12 protein-coding genes are annotated in these 15,721 nt (G+C 68.3%); 8 read left to right on the top strand and 4 right to left on the bottom strand.

Annotation, left to right across the window (positions count from 1 at the left end; all coding sequences use genetic code 11):
* Window positions 1-88 precede the first annotated feature (88 nt).
* From GVN21_RS03180 to GVN21_RS03160, 5 genes are all read left to right on the top strand, one after another.
* Window positions 89-2,473, top strand: coding sequence for a TonB-dependent receptor (locus tag GVN21_RS03180; RefSeq protein WP_166573263.1), 2,385 nt, complete (start codon window positions 89-91; stop codon window positions 2,471-2,473).
* A 123-nt stretch (window positions 2,474-2,596) separates the two neighbouring features.
* On the top strand, window positions 2,597-3,796 hold the full coding sequence (locus tag GVN21_RS03175) for an acyl-CoA dehydrogenase family protein (protein ID WP_166573262.1): 1,200 nt from the start codon (window positions 2,597-2,599) through the stop codon (window positions 3,794-3,796).
* A gap of 12 nt (window positions 3,797-3,808) precedes the next feature.
* Window positions 3,809-5,398 carry a fatty acid--CoA ligase gene (locus tag GVN21_RS03170; RefSeq protein ID WP_166573261.1) on the top strand — a complete coding sequence of 530 codons (1,590 nt, stop codon included), beginning with the start codon at window positions 3,809-3,811 and terminating at the stop codon, window positions 5,396-5,398.
* Window positions 5,399-5,454: 56 nt separating this feature from the next.
* Complete coding sequence (locus tag GVN21_RS03165; RefSeq protein WP_166573260.1) at window positions 5,455-7,089, top strand: M20/M25/M40 family metallo-hydrolase; 1,635 nt, start codon at window positions 5,455-5,457, stop codon at window positions 7,087-7,089.
* Window positions 7,090-7,126: 37 nt separating this feature from the next.
* Window positions 7,127-7,297 carry a hypothetical protein gene (locus tag GVN21_RS03160; RefSeq protein WP_166573259.1) on the top strand — a complete coding sequence of 57 codons (171 nt, stop codon included), beginning with the start codon at window positions 7,127-7,129 and terminating at the stop codon, window positions 7,295-7,297.
* Between the two features lie 52 nt (window positions 7,298-7,349).
* On the opposite strand, the gene GVN21_RS03155 is transcribed toward GVN21_RS03160, so the two are convergent.
* A complete protein-coding gene (locus GVN21_RS03155; protein ID WP_166573258.1) occupies window positions 7,350-8,579 on the bottom strand; it encodes a cytochrome P450 in 1,230 nt (409 codons plus the stop codon).
* 144 nt (window positions 8,580-8,723) lie between these two features.
* Between GVN21_RS03155 and GVN21_RS03150 the strand changes: the two genes are divergently transcribed.
* Complete coding sequence (locus GVN21_RS03150) at window positions 8,724-10,889, top strand: sulfatase-like hydrolase/transferase (RefSeq protein WP_166573257.1); 2,166 nt, start codon at window positions 8,724-8,726, stop codon at window positions 10,887-10,889.
* A gap of 41 nt (window positions 10,890-10,930) precedes the next feature.
* Here the strand turns inward: GVN21_RS03150 and GVN21_RS03145 are convergent, their stop codons facing one another.
* Window positions 10,931-12,439 (bottom strand): NAD(P)/FAD-dependent oxidoreductase, encoded by a 1,509-nt coding sequence (locus GVN21_RS03145; RefSeq protein WP_205689903.1) that lies wholly within the window; start codon window positions 12,437-12,439, stop codon window positions 10,931-10,933.
* Window positions 12,440-12,528: 89 nt separating this feature from the next.
* Complete coding sequence (locus GVN21_RS03140; protein ID WP_166573256.1) at window positions 12,529-13,305, bottom strand: pseudouridine synthase; 777 nt, start codon at window positions 13,303-13,305, stop codon at window positions 12,529-12,531.
* A gap of 111 nt (window positions 13,306-13,416) precedes the next feature.
* Between GVN21_RS03140 and GVN21_RS03135 the strand changes: the two genes are divergently transcribed.
* Window positions 13,417-14,190, top strand: coding sequence for an SDR family NAD(P)-dependent oxidoreductase (locus GVN21_RS03135; protein ID WP_166573255.1), 774 nt, complete (start codon window positions 13,417-13,419; stop codon window positions 14,188-14,190).
* A complete protein-coding gene (locus GVN21_RS03130; protein WP_166573254.1) occupies window positions 14,187-14,792 on the top strand; it encodes a flavin reductase family protein in 606 nt (201 codons plus the stop codon). The genes GVN21_RS03135 and GVN21_RS03130 overlap by 4 nt, the downstream gene beginning before the upstream one ends.
* Here the strand turns inward: GVN21_RS03130 and GVN21_RS03125 are convergent.
* The gene (locus GVN21_RS03125; protein ID WP_166573253.1) at window positions 14,789-15,625 is read right to left on the bottom strand and encodes a class I SAM-dependent methyltransferase; all 837 of its coding nucleotides are present in this window, start codon (window positions 15,623-15,625) and stop codon (window positions 14,789-14,791) included. The genes GVN21_RS03130 and GVN21_RS03125 overlap by 4 nt on opposite strands.
* Between the last annotated feature and the right edge of the window lie 96 nt (window positions 15,626-15,721).

The raw sequence follows: 15,721 nt of genomic DNA, 5'->3' as shown, positions 1-15,721 counted from the left end.
CTCCCGCCCCTGGGCCATGCCTCGCCAGGCTGCCCTGACCTTTACGGCAGCGTCAAAGAAAACAACCGCGCAAGCGGCGGGAGGGAAGATGTCTCAGTGGAAGTGGGCGCCGTCGGGCGCCGTGATCGCGATGGCGTGCCTGATGGCGGCCCCGGCGATGGCCCAGAGCGAACCGGCGGCCGAGCCGGCCGAAGTGGATGTCCTGATCGTCACCGCGCAGAAGCGCGAGGAGAACCTGCAGGACGTGCCGATCGTGGTCACCGTGGTCAGCGGCCAGCAGCTGGAAGACGCCGGCGTGCGTGACGTGAAGGACCTGCAGATCCTCACGCCTGGCCTGAACGTCACCTCCTCGACAAGCGAGGCCCAGACCTCGATCCGTATCCGCGGCGTTGGCACCATCGGCGACAATCCGGGCCTGGAATCCAGCGTCGGCACCTCGGTGGACGGCGTCCACCGCGCCCGCAGCGGCGTGGCCTTCGGCGACCTGGGCGAACTTGAGCGGGTCGAAGTGCTGAAAGGGCCGCAGGGCACCCTGTTCGGCAAGAACACCTCGGCCGGCGTCATCAACGTGATCACCAAGGAGCCGGAGTTCGAGTTCGGCTTCAACGGCGAACTAACCGTCGGCGACTATGGCACAAGGGGCGTCGCCGCCTCGATCACCGGCCCGATCGCCGGGGATAAGGTGGCCGGCCGCCTCTACGCCGCCAAGCGCCAGCGCGACGGTTTCTACAGCGTGCGCACCGGCGCCGGCCCGCGCACCCTGAAGGAAGACCAGGACCAGGATTTCTGGACCGTCCGGGGCCAGCTGCTGTTCCTGCCCAACGACGATCTCTCCCTCAAGGCGATGATCGACTACACCGAGCGGGACGAGCACTGCTGCGTGAACGTCACCACCTCGGTCGGCGCGACCGGAGCCATCATCGACGCCCTGGCGGTCGACGAGGGCACCCTGCGCCCCGCCCGGCCCTGGCGCCGCGTCGCCTACGCCAACCGCGAGATGGTGCAGCAGATCACCGACAAGGGCCTGTCGCTTCAGGCCGACTGGGACATCACCCCCGACATCGCCCTGACGTCGATCACCGCCTACCGCGACTGGAAGGCCGTGCAGGGGTCGGACATCGACTACTCCAGCGCCGACATCTGGTACCGGCCGGCGGACGGCCGCACCTATAGCCAGATCAAGGTGTTCAGCCAGGAACTGCGGCTGGCCGGGACCACGGGTCCGGTCGATTGGCTGGGCGGGCTCTACTATTCCGACGAACAGCTCGACACCTCGGCCTTCACCGCCTTCGGCACGGCCTATGAGACCTACTTCGGCCTCCTGCTGTCTGGCGGCGCCAACCCGGCCACCGTCAGCCTGCTGACCGGCCGCCCGTTCGGGACCAACTTCGTCGCCGGCGAGGGCCCCTACGACCGTCACGACCACAACTCGACCGGCTGGGCGCTATTCACCAACAACACCTGGCATGTGACCGACAGCTTCGACGTCACCTTCGGCCTGCGCTACACCCTGGACGAAAAGGATGTGGTCTCGCACTACACCAACACCGTCCCGGCGGCGGCCTGTTCGGCGGCGCTGGTCAACCCGATCCCGGCGGCGGCCCGAAGCGCCATCTGCGCGCCTCACACCGACCCGGCGTTCAACGATGTGACCACCCGTCAGAGCAGCAGCGAAGAGCGGCTGGGCGGCACTCTGAAGGTCACCTACCGCTTCAACGACAACGTCATGACCTACGGCTCCTACGCCTCGAGCCACAAGTCGGGCGGGTTCAACCTCGACCGCTCGCGGATCACACTGGGGGTCATCGATCCGGACACCAGCTTCCCAGCCGAGACGGTGGACGCCTACGAAATCGGGGTGAAGTCGAACTTCTTCGGCAACAGCCTTATCCTCAACGGGGCGATCTTCCACCAAACCTTCGAGGACTTCCAGCTGAACACCTACACCGGCGTCTCCTGGCTGGTGGCGTCGATCCCGGAAGTGACCTCAAAGGGCGCCGACGTCGACCTGATCTGGCGTACGCCGCTGGACGGCCTGAACCTGACCGCGGGCGTGACCTACGCCGAGACCCAGTTCGGCGACTTCGTCCCGCCGGCCGGCATCTCGCCGCGGCTGCCCGATGCGCGGCTGTCCTACGCCCCCCTGTGGTCGTCCAGCTGGTCGGCCAACTGGGAGGGCACGGTGCTGGGCGGCCTGCTGCTGCGGGCCAGTCTGTCGGGCAAATATACCAGCGCGTACAACACCGGCTCCAACCTGGATCCGCGCAAGATCCAGGACAGCATGACCCTCTGGAACGGCCGCATCGGCATCGGTTCGGAGGACGACCGCTGGATGCTGGAAGCCTGGGCGCAGAACCTCACGGGCAAGAACTACTACCAGGTGGTTGTCGACCAGCCGCTGCAGTCGGGCACCTATGCCGCCTTCCTCGGCGCGCCGATGACCGCCGGCGTGACGCTGCGGATCAAATTCTAGTCTTCACCTTGTCGAGCCCGTCCGGCGGCGGAACCGAAAACACTTCCGCCTGACGGGCTCTAGGTCCTGGGAGCCATCGGAGTATCATCTTGCAAACCTTCCTCCCTGTGAGCTGAGACGCCGATGGATCTGAACTTGAGCGCCCGTGACCTCGTCTTTCGGGACGAGGTCCGGGCCTTTCTTTCCGAAAACCTCCCGCCCCGCCTGGCCGAGGCCGGCCGGCTGATGACCAGCGTCTTCGTCGAGCCGCGTTACAGCCTCGAATGGCAGAAGATCCTGCATGCCAAGGGCTGGGTCGCCCCCGCCTGGCCGGTGGAGCACGGCGGCTGCGGCTGGGACGATATGCAGCGGCATATCTTCCAGGCCGAATGCGCCCGCGCCGGCGCGCCGGGCCTGTCGCCGATGGGGCTGAAGATGGTCGGCCCCTGCATCATGGGCTACGGCACGCCTGAGCAGAAGGCCTACTACCTGCCCCGGATCCTGTCGGGCGAGGACTACTGGTGCCAGGGGTATTCGGAGCCGGGCTCCGGTTCCGACCTGGCCTCCCTGCAGATGCGGGCCGACAGCGATGGAGAGGACTACGTCCTCAACGGCTCGAAGATCTGGACCACCCACGCCCACCACGCCAACAAGATGTTCTGCCTGGTGCGGACCAACTTCGACGGCAAGCCGCAGAAGGGGATCACCTTCCTCCTGCTCGACATGACCAGCCCCGGCATCGAAGTGAAGCCGATCATCACCCTGGCCGGGGAGCATGAGGTCAACCAGGTCTTCTTCGACAACGTCCGGGTTCCCAAGGCCGGGCGCCTGGGCGAGGAGAACGACGGCTGGAGGGTGGCCAAGTACCTGCTCGAGTTCGAGCGCGGCGGCGGCTCGGCCCCGGGGCTGAAAGTCAGCCTGGCCCGCATCCGCGCCATGGCGGCGGCGGAAGCCTCCGACTGCGGATCGTTGCTGGACGAACCTCACTTCCGCGCCCGGCTGGCCGAAGCGGCCATTGCTCTGGACGCCATCGAAATGACCGAACACCGGGTGCTGGCGGCGCTCAGCGGCGGCAAGAACCCCGGCGCCGCCTCCTCCATGCTGAAGACGCAAGGCACCGAGGCCATGCAGCGGCTGGACGAGCTGGCCGTGCTGGCCGCCAACCACTACGCCGCCGTCAATCAGCCCGACGCCCGGGAGCCTGGCAGCAATGTGGAGCCGGTAGGCCCGGACCACAGCCTGACCGCCATGCCCCGCTATCTCAACAATCGGGCGGGCAGCATCTACGGTGGCTCCAACGAGATCCAGCGGGACATCATGGCCCGACTGCTGCTCCGACTTTAGGGAAGAGTTTCCATGGCCGACGTCGACTTCGACCAGATGCCCACCCTGGGCGATATCGCCCGCTACCACGCGCGCGAGCGCGGCGCCGATGTCGCCCTGACCTTCGAGGGCCGGACGACCACCTTCGGCGACTTCGACCGCAACACCAACCGGGTGGCCAACGCCCTGCTGGCCGAGGGCGTCAGCAAGGGCCAGCGGATCGCTTACGTCGGCAAGAACAGCGACCACTATTTCGAGCTGCTGATCGGGGCGGCCAAGATGGGCGCGGTGATGACCCCCATCGGCTGGCGCCTGGCCCCGCCGGAGGTGGCCTACATCATCGGCGACGCCGAGGCCCCGCTGGTCTTCGTCGGCCCGGAGGTGATCGGCCACAGCGAGGAGGTCGCCTCCCATCTGCCCTATCGGCCGAAGGTCATCGCTATGGAGGCGCAGGGCGCCGAGGGCCGCCCCCTCTACGAGGCCTGGCGCGATGCGGCGCCGGACACGGATCCGGCCACTCCGATCGCCGAGACCGATGTGGCGGTTCAGCTCTACACCAGCGGCACCACGGGCAAGCCCAAGGGCGCGATGCTCAGCCACGCCAACATCCTCTCCGGCCGCCGCGCCGCCGCCGAGGCCCAGATGGCCTGGAACCAGTGGGGTCCGGACGACGTCAGCCTGGTCGCCATGCCCGTCGCCCACATCGGCGGCACCGGCTGGGGCATCGTCGGCCTCTACAACGGCGCCAAGGGGGTGGTGGCCCGCGAGTTCGACCCCTTCAAGGTGCTCGACTTCATCGAGGGGGACGGCATCTCCAAGATGTTCATGGTCCCCGCCGCCCTGCAGATCGTGGTGCGCCAGCCCCGCGCCCGCGAGGTCGACTACAGCCGGATGAAGTACATCCTCTATGGGGCCAGCCCGATCCCGCTGGACTTGCTGCGCGAGTGCATGGAGGTGTTTGGCTGCGGCTTCTGCCAGCAGTACGGCATGACCGAGACCTGCGGCACCATCGTCTACCTGCCGCCCGAGGACCACACACCGGAGGGCAGCCCGCGCATGCGGGCCGCCGGCCTGCCGATGCCGGGGGTGGAGATCAAGGTCGTCGACGAGGCCGGAAACAGCGTGCCGACCGGCGCCGTGGGCGAGGTCGCCACCCGCTCGGTGGCTAACATGCCCGGCTACTGGAAGCTGCCCGAGGCCACCGCCTCGACCATCGGCGAGGACGGCTGGCTGCGCACCGGCGACGCCGGCTACCTGGACGAGGACGGATACCTCTTCATCCACGACCGGGTGAAGGACATGATCATCTCCGGCGCCGAGAACATCTATCCCGCCGAGGTGGAGAGCGCCGTCTATGGTCACCCCGCCGTGGCCGAGGTAGCTGTGATCGGCATCCCCGACGAGAAATGGGGCGAGGCGGTCAAGGCCGTTGTGGCCCTCAAGCCCGGCCAGACCGCGACACCGGAGGAGATCATCGCCTTCGCCCGCAGCCGCATCGCTGCCTTCAAGGCCCCCAAGAGCGTCGACTTCATCGACGCCCTGCCGCGCAACGCCTCGGGCAAGATCCTGCGCAAGGACCTGCGCGAGCCCTACTGGGCCGGGCGCGAGCGGCGGGTGAACTAGACACCCTCCAGCGTTCCGGGCAGGCTGCCTCGCTCAAGGGGGAACCTTCAAGTCCGATGTTCCAGCGTATCGTTTCCGCGGCCGTGGCCGCGTCCATGCTTCTTGCCTGCGTGGCGACCGCGGCGGAGCCGCCGGTCAGCGCCGAGCGGTTCAAGGGCCACGTCGCCTATTTGGCCGACGACAAGCTGCAGGGCCGCAGAACCGGCACGCCGGGCCATGAGATGGCCGCCGACTATATCGCCGGCGAACTGGCCAGGATGGGCGTGACCCCGGCCGGCGACAAAGGCGGCTGGCGCCACAGCGTGCCCCTGGTCGAGATCGATACGGCGGAGCCGGCCCCCACCCTGGCGATCGAAGGGCCGGGTGGGCCGGTGGTGCTGACTCATGGGCGCGAGGCGCTGATCGTCGGGGCCCTGGCCGAGGGCCGCACGGAGACCGCCGGCGACCTGGTCTTCGCCGGCTACGGCGTACGCGACCCGGACGCGGGGATCGACGACTACGCGGGCCTGGATGCGAAGGGCAAGATCGTCGTCCTGCTGGTCGGGGTGCGAGAGATCGACGGGCCGCAAGCGCCGGAGGAGTCCAGCGACGTCATCGAAACGGCCAAGGCGCAGGGGGCCGCTGGGGTGATCATGATCCCCGGCCGCCGGCTTACCCGGCTGGTCCCCTGGTCGCGGGTGCTCCGGAACGCCATGGAGGCCGAGGAGCCGACCACCGCCTGGCGCCTGGCGGACGGCAAGCCCCACCTGATCGGCGCGCCGCCGGTCGACGCGATCGCCTTCATCGATAACAAGGCCGCAGCCCCCCTGTTCGCCGGGGCGGGCCAGAGCCTCGAGGCCGTGCTGGACTCCCAGTTCAAGGGTGAGCGGCCCAAGGGCTTTGCCCTGGAGGCCCGGGCGCGGGTGGTCCAGACCATGACCCACCGCCGCTATGAGAGCCCCAATGTCATCGGCCTGATCGAGGGGTCCGACCCCAGGCTGAAAGGCGAGTACATCATCCTGATGGGCCATGCCGACCACCTGGGCATGAAGGCCGAGGGCGAGGGCGATCTCATTTACAACGGCGCCCTGGACAATGCCGGCGGCATCGCCACGGTGCTGGAGGTCGCCCGCATGCTGAAGACCGGGCCGGTGCGGCCGCGCCGCTCGATCCTGGTGATCGCCACCACGGGCGAGGAACAGGGCCTGCTGGGCGCCGACTTCTTCGCGGCCCATCCGACCGTGCCGAAGGGCTCGATCGCGGCGGTGGTCAACATCGACATGCCGATCCTGACCTATGACTTCAAAGACGTGGTCGCCTATGGCGCCGACCATTCGACCATCGAGGCGGTGGTCAACCGCGCGGCGGCCGCCATGGGGCTGAAGGTGTCGCCCGATCCCGAGCCGGAAGAGAAGATCTTCATGCGTTCCGACCACTACGCCATGGTCCAGGCCGGCATCCCCTCGGTGATGCTCAAACTGGGCGTCGAGGGCGAGGGCAAGGCGGCGTGGAAGACCTATTTCGACAAGGGCTACCACCAGGTCGCCGACGACCTCAGCCAGCCGATCAACTGGGACGCCGGGGTGAAGCTGGTACGCCTGAACCATCGCATCGTGCTGGACCTGGCCAATGCCGACGGTCGGCCGCAGTGGTACGAGGGCGACGAATACGGCGACAGGTACGCGCCGACCGCCCCCAAGACCAAGCGCTAGCTGGCGGCGACCAGCCTAAGCGCCTATGTCTCGGCTCATGACCGACGAGACCCCGCCTGCGGACGAAACCCCGATCCAGCGCGCCCTGCGCCTGAAGAAGGCGGCTATCGAGGCCAAGCCCAAACCCCCACGCGGCGGCAAGTTCCAGCGCGAACAGGCGGCGGCCGCTCATAGCTCGTCCAGGTCGAAGCCCTGGATGACGCGCTGAGGTGGTCGCGCGTTTGATCCGATAACCGGCTCCCACTTATCGGAACGCGCTCCTAGACCGTCACGTCCAACCGCTCCAGCCCCCGGAAGAAGGGCAGGGTCCGCCACTCGGCCGCGGCCGGATCGGCCAGCGCCAGATCCGGGAACCGCTCGAACAATCGCACCAGCGCCACCTGGGCCTCCAGCCTCGCCAGCGGCGCGCCGATGCAGATGTGGGCGCCGCCGCCGAACGCCACATGGGGTTTGTGCTTCCGGCTGACGTTGAAGGCGTGGGGGTCGTCATAGACCTCCGGATCGCGGTTGGCGGCGCGCAGGGAAACGGTCATCGCCTGGCGGGCCTTCACCGGACAGCCGCCGATCTCCATGTCGCTGTGGGCGATGCGGCCGGTGATATCGACCGGCGGCTCATAGCGCAGCACCTCCTCGACCACGGCGTTGATGATCGAGGGATCGGCCTTCAGCTTGGCCAGTTCGGCGGGATTGAGCAGCAGCAGCCGAACCCCGTTGCCGATCAGGTCGGTCGTCGTGAGGTTCCCCCCGACCAGCAGGGCAATCAGGTTGATGCGCAGCTCATCGTCATTGAGCGCCGCCCCTTCGGCCTGCAGCCGGACCATATCGGTGATCAGGTCATCCTTGGGCGCCCGGCGGCGGTCGGCCAGGCTCTCGGTGAAGTAGCGGGCCAGGCTGTCGCCGGCCGCCTCCATGGCCGCGGTCTGGTCGGCGTTGCGGAAGGGGTTCAGCCCCTGGATCAGGCCTTCAGACCATTCGCGGAATTCACCCAGCCGATCGTGGTCGACACCGAGGATGGAGGCGATCACATCGATGGGGATCGGCACGCAGAACCGATCCATCAGGTCGAACTCAGCCTCACCCTCCAGGGCGTCCAGGGTCTCGCCCACGATCCGTTCCACCTCAGGGCGGAACTTCGCCACCCGCGCATAAAGGGCCTGGGCCAGCGGCCGGCGGATGCGGGCATGGTCCGGATCATCGAGGGTCAGGATGCTGGAGACGCTGCTGCGCGGCAGGTTGGGATCGACGTTGCCGAGGAACCGCCGCTGCAGCAGGGCCCCTTCCTCGGCGTTGGTCGGGTCGCGCAGCATGTCGAGGTCCGACACCACCTGGCGCACGTCGGCATAGCGGCTGAGCACAAAATTGCCCGACATGGCATCGTGATGCACAGGACACCGAGCCCGAAGATCATCGAGCACCTGATGCGGGTCGGCCTTGTAGACCTCGTTGAGGGGGGTCAGCTGCAACAGGCTGGGAAGCGGCGCGTCGTCCATCGATCTCTCCCGTTTCACGCGGAGTGTGCGCCTATCGGGCGCTTCCGCCAATAGTGACGCCAGCGTCAAGTTTGATGTTACCCAAAGGTCTCGACAGGGCTATAATATATTGGCACTATAAGTGCCAATATATCGGGAGGCGTGATGCCCTGGTTCAAGCGCGCGGTGAAGGCCGCAGTCGCCCTGGCGGGCCTGGGCGCCCTCCTGGCCGTCGGCCCGAGCGCCGCCGCACCGCCGACGAAGCAGCCCAACATCGTCCTGATCCTGATCGACGATGGCGGCTACACCGACCTGGGCGCCTATGGCTCGGAGATCGCCACCCCGAATATCGACGCCCTGGCCGCATCTGGAACCCGGTTTGCCAACTTCCACGCTTCGCCGATGTGCGCGCCCTCCCGCGCCATGCTGCTGACCGGGGTGGACAGCCATACCGCCGGGGTGGCCAACCTGCCCGAGAGCACCCCGCCGCAGCATCGGGACAACCCTGCCTACCAGGGCCGGCTCGCCCCCAATGTGGTCACCGTGGCCAGCCGGTTGCAGGCGTCGGGCTATCACACCTGGATGGCCGGCAAGTGGCACCTTGGGTCTGGGCCGAAAGACCTGCCTAACGCCAGAGGCTTCGACCGCTCCCTGGCGCTGGAGGCCACCGGTGGCGACAACTGGCAACAGCGCCCCTACTTCCCGATCTATCGCGGCGACGAATGGTACGAGGATGGGCGGAAGACCAAACTGCCCAAGGATTTCTACTCCTCGACCCTGCTGGTCGACCGGATCATCGCCAATATCGACGCCAAGCCTAACGACGGCCGACCCTTCTTCGCCTACCTGCCCTTCCTGGCCATCCACATGCCGGTCCAGGCGCCCGAGGCCCTGACCGCCAAGTACGAGGCCCGCTATCGGGCCGGTTGGGACGCCCAGCGCCGGCAGCGTTACCAGGGCGCCGTGCGCGCCGGCCTGATCGCGGCGGGAACCCCGATGGGGCCGCCGCCGCCCAACGTCGGGGCCTGGAACAAGCTGTCGAAGGAGGAGCAGGTCCTCTATGCCAAGCGGATGGCGGTCAACGCCGCGATGCTGGAGGCCATGGATGGGGAGGTCGGCCGGCTCGTCGCCCACCTCAAGGCCAAGGGCGAATATGACAACACCCTGTTCGTGGTGCTGTCCGACAACGGACCGGAAGGCGGCGATCCGCTGGTCGAGCCAGTCTTCCGCTTCTGGCTGAAGTCAGTAGGCTATTCGAGCGGCCTCGAGGGCCTGGGCGGCAAAGCCAGTTGGACCTCGATCGGCCCCGGATGGGCCAGCGCCGCGGCCGCGCCGCACGCCCTGTTCAAGTTCTACGCGTCCGAGGGCGGCACCCGCGTGCCACTGGTGATCTCCGGCCCCGGGGTGAAGGCCGGCGGAACCGCCAGGGGGTTCTCGATCATCACCGACGTGGCCCCCACCCTGCTGGATTTGGCCGGAGCCGGACCTGCCCCTTCGTCGGCCGCGCCGATGGACGGCCGCAGCCTGCGCGCCGTGCTGGAGGGGACGGCCGACAGCCCCTACGGCTCCGCCGACCCGGTGGGCATGGAGGCGGCCGGCGACGCGGCGCTCTGGAAAGGCGACCTCAAGCTGGTCCGCGCGGCCGGGCCGCTGGGCGATCCGACCTGGCGGCTCTACGACCTGGCCGCCGATCCCGGCGAGACCCTAGACCTGACGGCCGCCCGACCTGCCGAGGCAGCGGCCTTGCTGGCCGACTACAAGGCCTACGCCAGCCGGGTCGGGGTGGCGGAGATTCCGGCCGGCTACGCCCCCGACAAGGAGGTGGCCAAGAACATCCTGAACAGCCTGATCGACCTCTACCGCCCGTGGATCATCGCGGGCCTGGTGGCGGTCGTCGCACTGCTGGCCTTCGTCGCCTGGCGGCTCGTCCGCGCCGGCGACCGGCCGGCCCAGGTGGCGGCGCGAATGCTGCTGGGGATCGTCGGCGGCCTGTCCCTGCTGATCGCCTCGCGCTTCTGGCTGGCGCCGCAGACGGCCGGGCCCACCTTCGCCCTGACGCCGGAAGGGGCGGCAGGCCTGGGCACCCTGCGCGCCGACATGGCCGCCTTCTTCGCCCTGGCCGGCGGGCTGTCGCTGTGGACGGCGGTGCGCCGGGAGTCCCGCTGGCTATGGCCGGTGCTGGCCATCCTGGGCCTGGCCCTGGCCGGCCGCTTCCTAAACCTGGCCCTGACCGGCGGCGGCCCGGGCGTGATCGCCCCGATGGTGGTCGAGGCGGTGCTGATCGCGATCGTGCTGCTGGGGATGCGGGTGTTGCCGCGCGCTCGTCCGTGATCGCGTGGTTAGCAAAGCGGGGGAGGGATGACGGCTAGGGGTTAAGCCGCTACCTTTTCCGCCACCGCCGCACGCCGCGACCCTCCGATGGGGTTGGAAAACACCATCGCGCCGTCATCCACCTTGCCGAACTTCAGGGACAGCAGGTCCAGCGCGTAGTTCTGGTGCTGTTTCCACGGGGCCTTTGCGCCCTGCTTGGGGAACAGGTGGACCGAGCGCTGGACGTAGCCGGAGGAGAAGTCCAGCCAGTCATCGCCCGCCGCATCGGCGGCCCCGCGCACCGGAGTGCACTGGCGAAGGCCGGTGCGGGTCATGTGGTTGAGCAGGCGGCAGACGTAGGCGCAGGTCAGGTCCGCCTTCAGAGTCCAGCTGGCGTTGGTGTAGCCGAACGAGGAGGCCAGGTTCGGCACCCCGCTGTACATCATACCCTTGTAGCTCAGGGTCTCACTGAACGTCACCGGCGCGCCGTCGACCGCGAACTCCGCCCCGCCCAGCACTTCCAGGTTCAGGCCGGTGGCCGTCACGATGATGTCCGCCTCCAGCGTCTGGCCGGACTTCAGCAGGATGCCGTTGGCCGTGAACCGCTCGATCTGGTCGGTGACCACGCTGGCCTTGTCCTGCTTGATGGCGTCGAACAGGTCGTCGTCCGGCACCAGGCAGAGGCGCTGGTCCCAGGGGTTGTAGCGGGGGGTGAAGTGGGTGGCGACATCGTAGTCCGGCCCCAGCTTCTCCCGAACCATGCCCAGGATCCGATCCTTGGTCTTCTCCGGGTTCTTGCGCGCCATCCGGAAGAACAGCATGCCTAGCAGCACATTCTTCCACCGCGTGATGCGGTAGGCGGTCATCGGTTGGAACTTCTTCTTCAGCCACTCGGCGATCGGGTCTTCCGCCGGGCGAGAGACCACATAGGTCGGCGAGCGCTGCAGCATGGTCACGTGCGCGGCGGTCTTGGCCATTTCCGGCACCAGGGTGACTGCGGTCGCACCGCTGCCGATCACCACCACCTTCTTGCCCGAATGGTCGAGGTCGGCCGGCCACTCCTGCGGGTGCACGATCCGGCCGGCGAAGTCGGCGGCCCCGACGAACTCCGGCTTGTAGCCCGACTTGTAGGAGTAGTAGCCCGAGCACATGAAAAGGAAGTTGCAGGTGAACTTCACCGGCGCGCCGTCCCGCTCGGCCTCGACGGTCCAGGCGGCGGTCTCGCTGTCCCAGTCAGCGCGCTTGACCATGTGGCCATAGCGGATGTGGCGGTCGATGCCGTTCTCGGACGCCGTTTCATTGACGTAGCGCAGGATCGAGGGGCCGTCGGCGATGGCCTTGGCCTCCTTCCACGGCTTGAAGACGTAGCCGAGGGTGTACATGTCGCTGTCCGACCGGATGCCGGGATAGCGGAACAGGTCCCAGGTGCCGCCCATCGCAGCCCGGCCTTCGAGGATAACGTAGGTGCGATCGGGCGAGCGGTCCTGCAGGTGCTTGGCCGCCCCGACGCCGCTGAGGCCGGCGCCCACGATGACCACGTCGAAATGCTCGATTTCCGTCGCCCGCGTCAAAACCGTCTCTCCCGCTTATGTTATCGACGTTAACACTAGCTCTGAAACAGCTGTTTGAACAGCGCTCAGATGACGCTGCGTCAAAAGCGTCAGGACGCCGGCGGGCGGGGCCTCGAGGCCTCCAGGATGGCGGCTCGTTCCTCCGGCCTCATCGGCCGCCACATCCCCTCGGGCAGCTCGCCCAGGGCCAGCGGCCCGACCCGCGTGCGCATCAGGTCGACCACCTCCAGCCCGACCAGCTCGCACATCCGGCGGATCTGGCGGTTGCGTCCCTCAGTCAGCACGAAGCGCAGGCGGCCGGGCGAGACCTCGGTCACCTTGGCGGGCCGCAGGGTGCGGCCATCCAGCTCCAGCCCGTGACGCAGCAGGCGGATGGCCTCTGGGGTCACCGCCCCGCGCACCTGGACGAAGTATTCCTTGTCCAGCTCGGAGTCGGGCCCGATCACCGCCTTGGCCAGCACCCCATCCTCCGAGAGGATCAGCAGGCCCCGGCTGTCCATGTCGAGCCGGCCGAGCGGCGCCAGCCTGTGTTCGTAGCCCGGAAGAACCTGCGAGGCGCCGTGCAGCCGGGCGCGGGTCAGAAGGCGAACGGCGGGAACCTGGTCCCCCTCCGGCTGGGCCGACACGATGCCGACCGGCTTGTGGATCACCACCGTCAGCTTGGGCGCCTCGCCGGCGTCGGCGATGGTCAGGGTCTGGCCGGGCAGGATCTTGCGGCCGGCGTCCTCGACCGTCTCACCATCGATGCTGATCAGCCCCTCGCCGATCAGCCCCTCCGCCTCGCGGCGCGAACAGACCCCGGTCTGGCCGAGCCATTTGTTGACCCGGACTGGCTCGTCCCCGTCGTAGGTGCGGCTCCAGGCCATAGTCTCTCCGTCCAACAGCTGAGCCAATAGCAGGCGACGCAAACCGCCGACAGGGCTTCCCTGCCGTGCCGTCACCCCCCGATAGTGGCGCCAACAAACGGGAGAAACGCCATGACCTACCCCCTGCCCAACGCCTCCACCGACCTGACCGGCAAGGTCGCCCTGGTCACCGGCGCCTCTTCGGGCCTCGGCCGCCGGTTCGCCCAGGTGCTGGCCGCCAGCGGCGCGGCCGTGGCCCTGACCGCCCGCCGCACCGACAAGCTGGAAGCCCTGGCGGCCGAAATCAACGCCGCCGGCGGCAAGGCCGTGGCCCTGTCCCTGGATGTCACCGACACTGAACAGCTGCTGAGCGTGGTGGGCCGGGCGGAAGAGGCGCTGGGGCCCGTCGACATCCTGGTCAACAACGCCGGCACCCCCGACGCCCAGCGCGCCACCAAGATGAGCGTCGAGTTGATCGACAAGGTGCTGGACACCAACGTCCGCGGCCCCTGGATCCTGGCTTGCGAGTTCGCCAAGCGCCGGATGGAAGCAAAGGCCCCCGGCCGGATCGTCAACATCGCCTCGGTCGCCGCCTTCAGCTACACGGGCGGCGGCGCGGCGCTCTATTCGGTCAGCAAGGCGGCGGTCGTCCGGATGACCGAGGCGCTCGCCGTCGAGTGGTCGAAATTCCACATCAACGTCAATGCCATCGCCCCCGGCGCCTTCGCCAGCGAGATGATGGACGGCATGCTGGAGCGTGTCGGCGACATCACCCGCCACTTCCCGCGCCAGCGTCTGGGCGACCCGGCCCAGCTCGATTCCACCCTGCTCTACCTCTGCGGCCCGGCGTCGGACGCGGTGACCGGCACCTGCATCAAGGTGGACGACGGCCAGGGCGGGCGATGACCCACTTCTACGAGCCGGCCGCCGGGCACGGGCTGGCCCACGACCCGTTCAAGGCCATCGTGGCGCCACGCCCCATCGGCTGGATCTCGACGATCAGCGCGGCGGGCGTGGTCAACCTGGCGCCCTACAGCTTCTTCAACGCCTTCTCCTCCCGGCCGCCGATCATCGGCTTTTCCTCCGAGAAGCTGGGCGACAGCCTGGCCAATGTCCGCGAGACCGGGGAGTTCGTCTTCAACCTGGTCAGCGAAGCCCTGGCCGAGGCGATGAACGCGACCTCGGCCAGCGTCGGGCCGGAGGTCGATGAGTTCGAACTGGCCGGCATCGCCAAGGCGCCCAGCCGGATGGTCGCGCCACCCCGCGTGGCGGCCAGCCCAGCGTCGCTGGAATGCCGTGTGTTGCAGGTCATCGCCCTGACCGACCTCGACGGCGCCTCGGCCGGCTCCCACCTGGTGCTGGGCCAGGTGGTCGGTGTGCATATCGACCCCGCCTACATCGTCGAGGGGCGTTTCGATACCGCGGCGGCCAGGCCGCTCGCCCGATGCGGCTACCTGGCAGACTACGCTGTCGTCAGAGAGCTGACGAAGATCCGCCGGCCCGCCTAAGGCTTGGTCGCGGTGACGATCCAGGTCGCCGAATCGAACCACACCCCGCCCTTGTCATCCGCCGCCAGCAGGCGGCGAAGGCTGGCGTCTATGGCCTCACGCTTGTCCGGGTTCTCCCGCATCAGCAGGGCGGCGGGGCCGACGCGGCGCGAGACGGTCAGGGCGTCCTCCAGGCTATGGCCGCCGATCTTCTCGTCGTGCGGCCGGATGGCGATATCGGCAAACCCGGCGCGGGACAGGATGCCGCTCACCCGGTCAGGGTCGGTAAAGCCGAACGGTCCCGGCGCCAGCGGGTCGGCCGGGGGCGGCGGGGGCACATGCTCAAGCGCGGCCTTCAACCCGATGCCCATCCAGGGGTTCTCAGCAAGCGTGCGCCAGCAGACGAAGGCCAGCCGCCCGCCGGGCTTCAGCGCCGCCGCCAGGTTGGCAAAGGCGGCGTCCGGATCGGCGAAGAACATCACCCCAAACCGCGAATAGACACCATCCCAGTTCCCGCCGAGATCGGCCGCCTGGGCGTCGGCTTCGGCGACTTGCGCCTGTGTCAGCCCCGCCTCCGCCAGCCGGTCGCGGGCGACCTCCAGCATCGGCCGGGAGATGTCGAGACCCAGCACGGCCCCGTCCCCGCCGACCGCCCGGGCCAGAGCCAGGGTGGTGTCGCCACAGCCGCAGCCGACATCAAGGATCCGCTCCCCCTTCGCCGGCGCCAGGGCCGCCATGGCCGCCTCGCCAAGCGGGGCGATCTGGCGGTCGAGCAGTGCCTGCAGCGCGGCCCAGGTCTCGCCGGCCTTGTCGTTCCAGTAGTCGATCTGGGCGGCGTTGGGCTGGTCGGTCATGTCGGTCTCCGTCTGGAAAGCCTGAATACCACAGGTCGAAGACGACGCCAGACAGAGGCGGTTGTGAGGGATAGGCGCGCAAAAATTCAAAAATTC

It is taken from the genome of Caulobacter sp. SLTY, assembly GCF_009905535.1.
In the GTDB taxonomy this organism is placed as follows: domain Bacteria; phylum Pseudomonadota; class Alphaproteobacteria; order Caulobacterales; family Caulobacteraceae; genus Caulobacter.
Note: the sequence above shows the minus strand (reverse complement) of the source record. Positions and strands in the feature narration are given on the sequence as shown.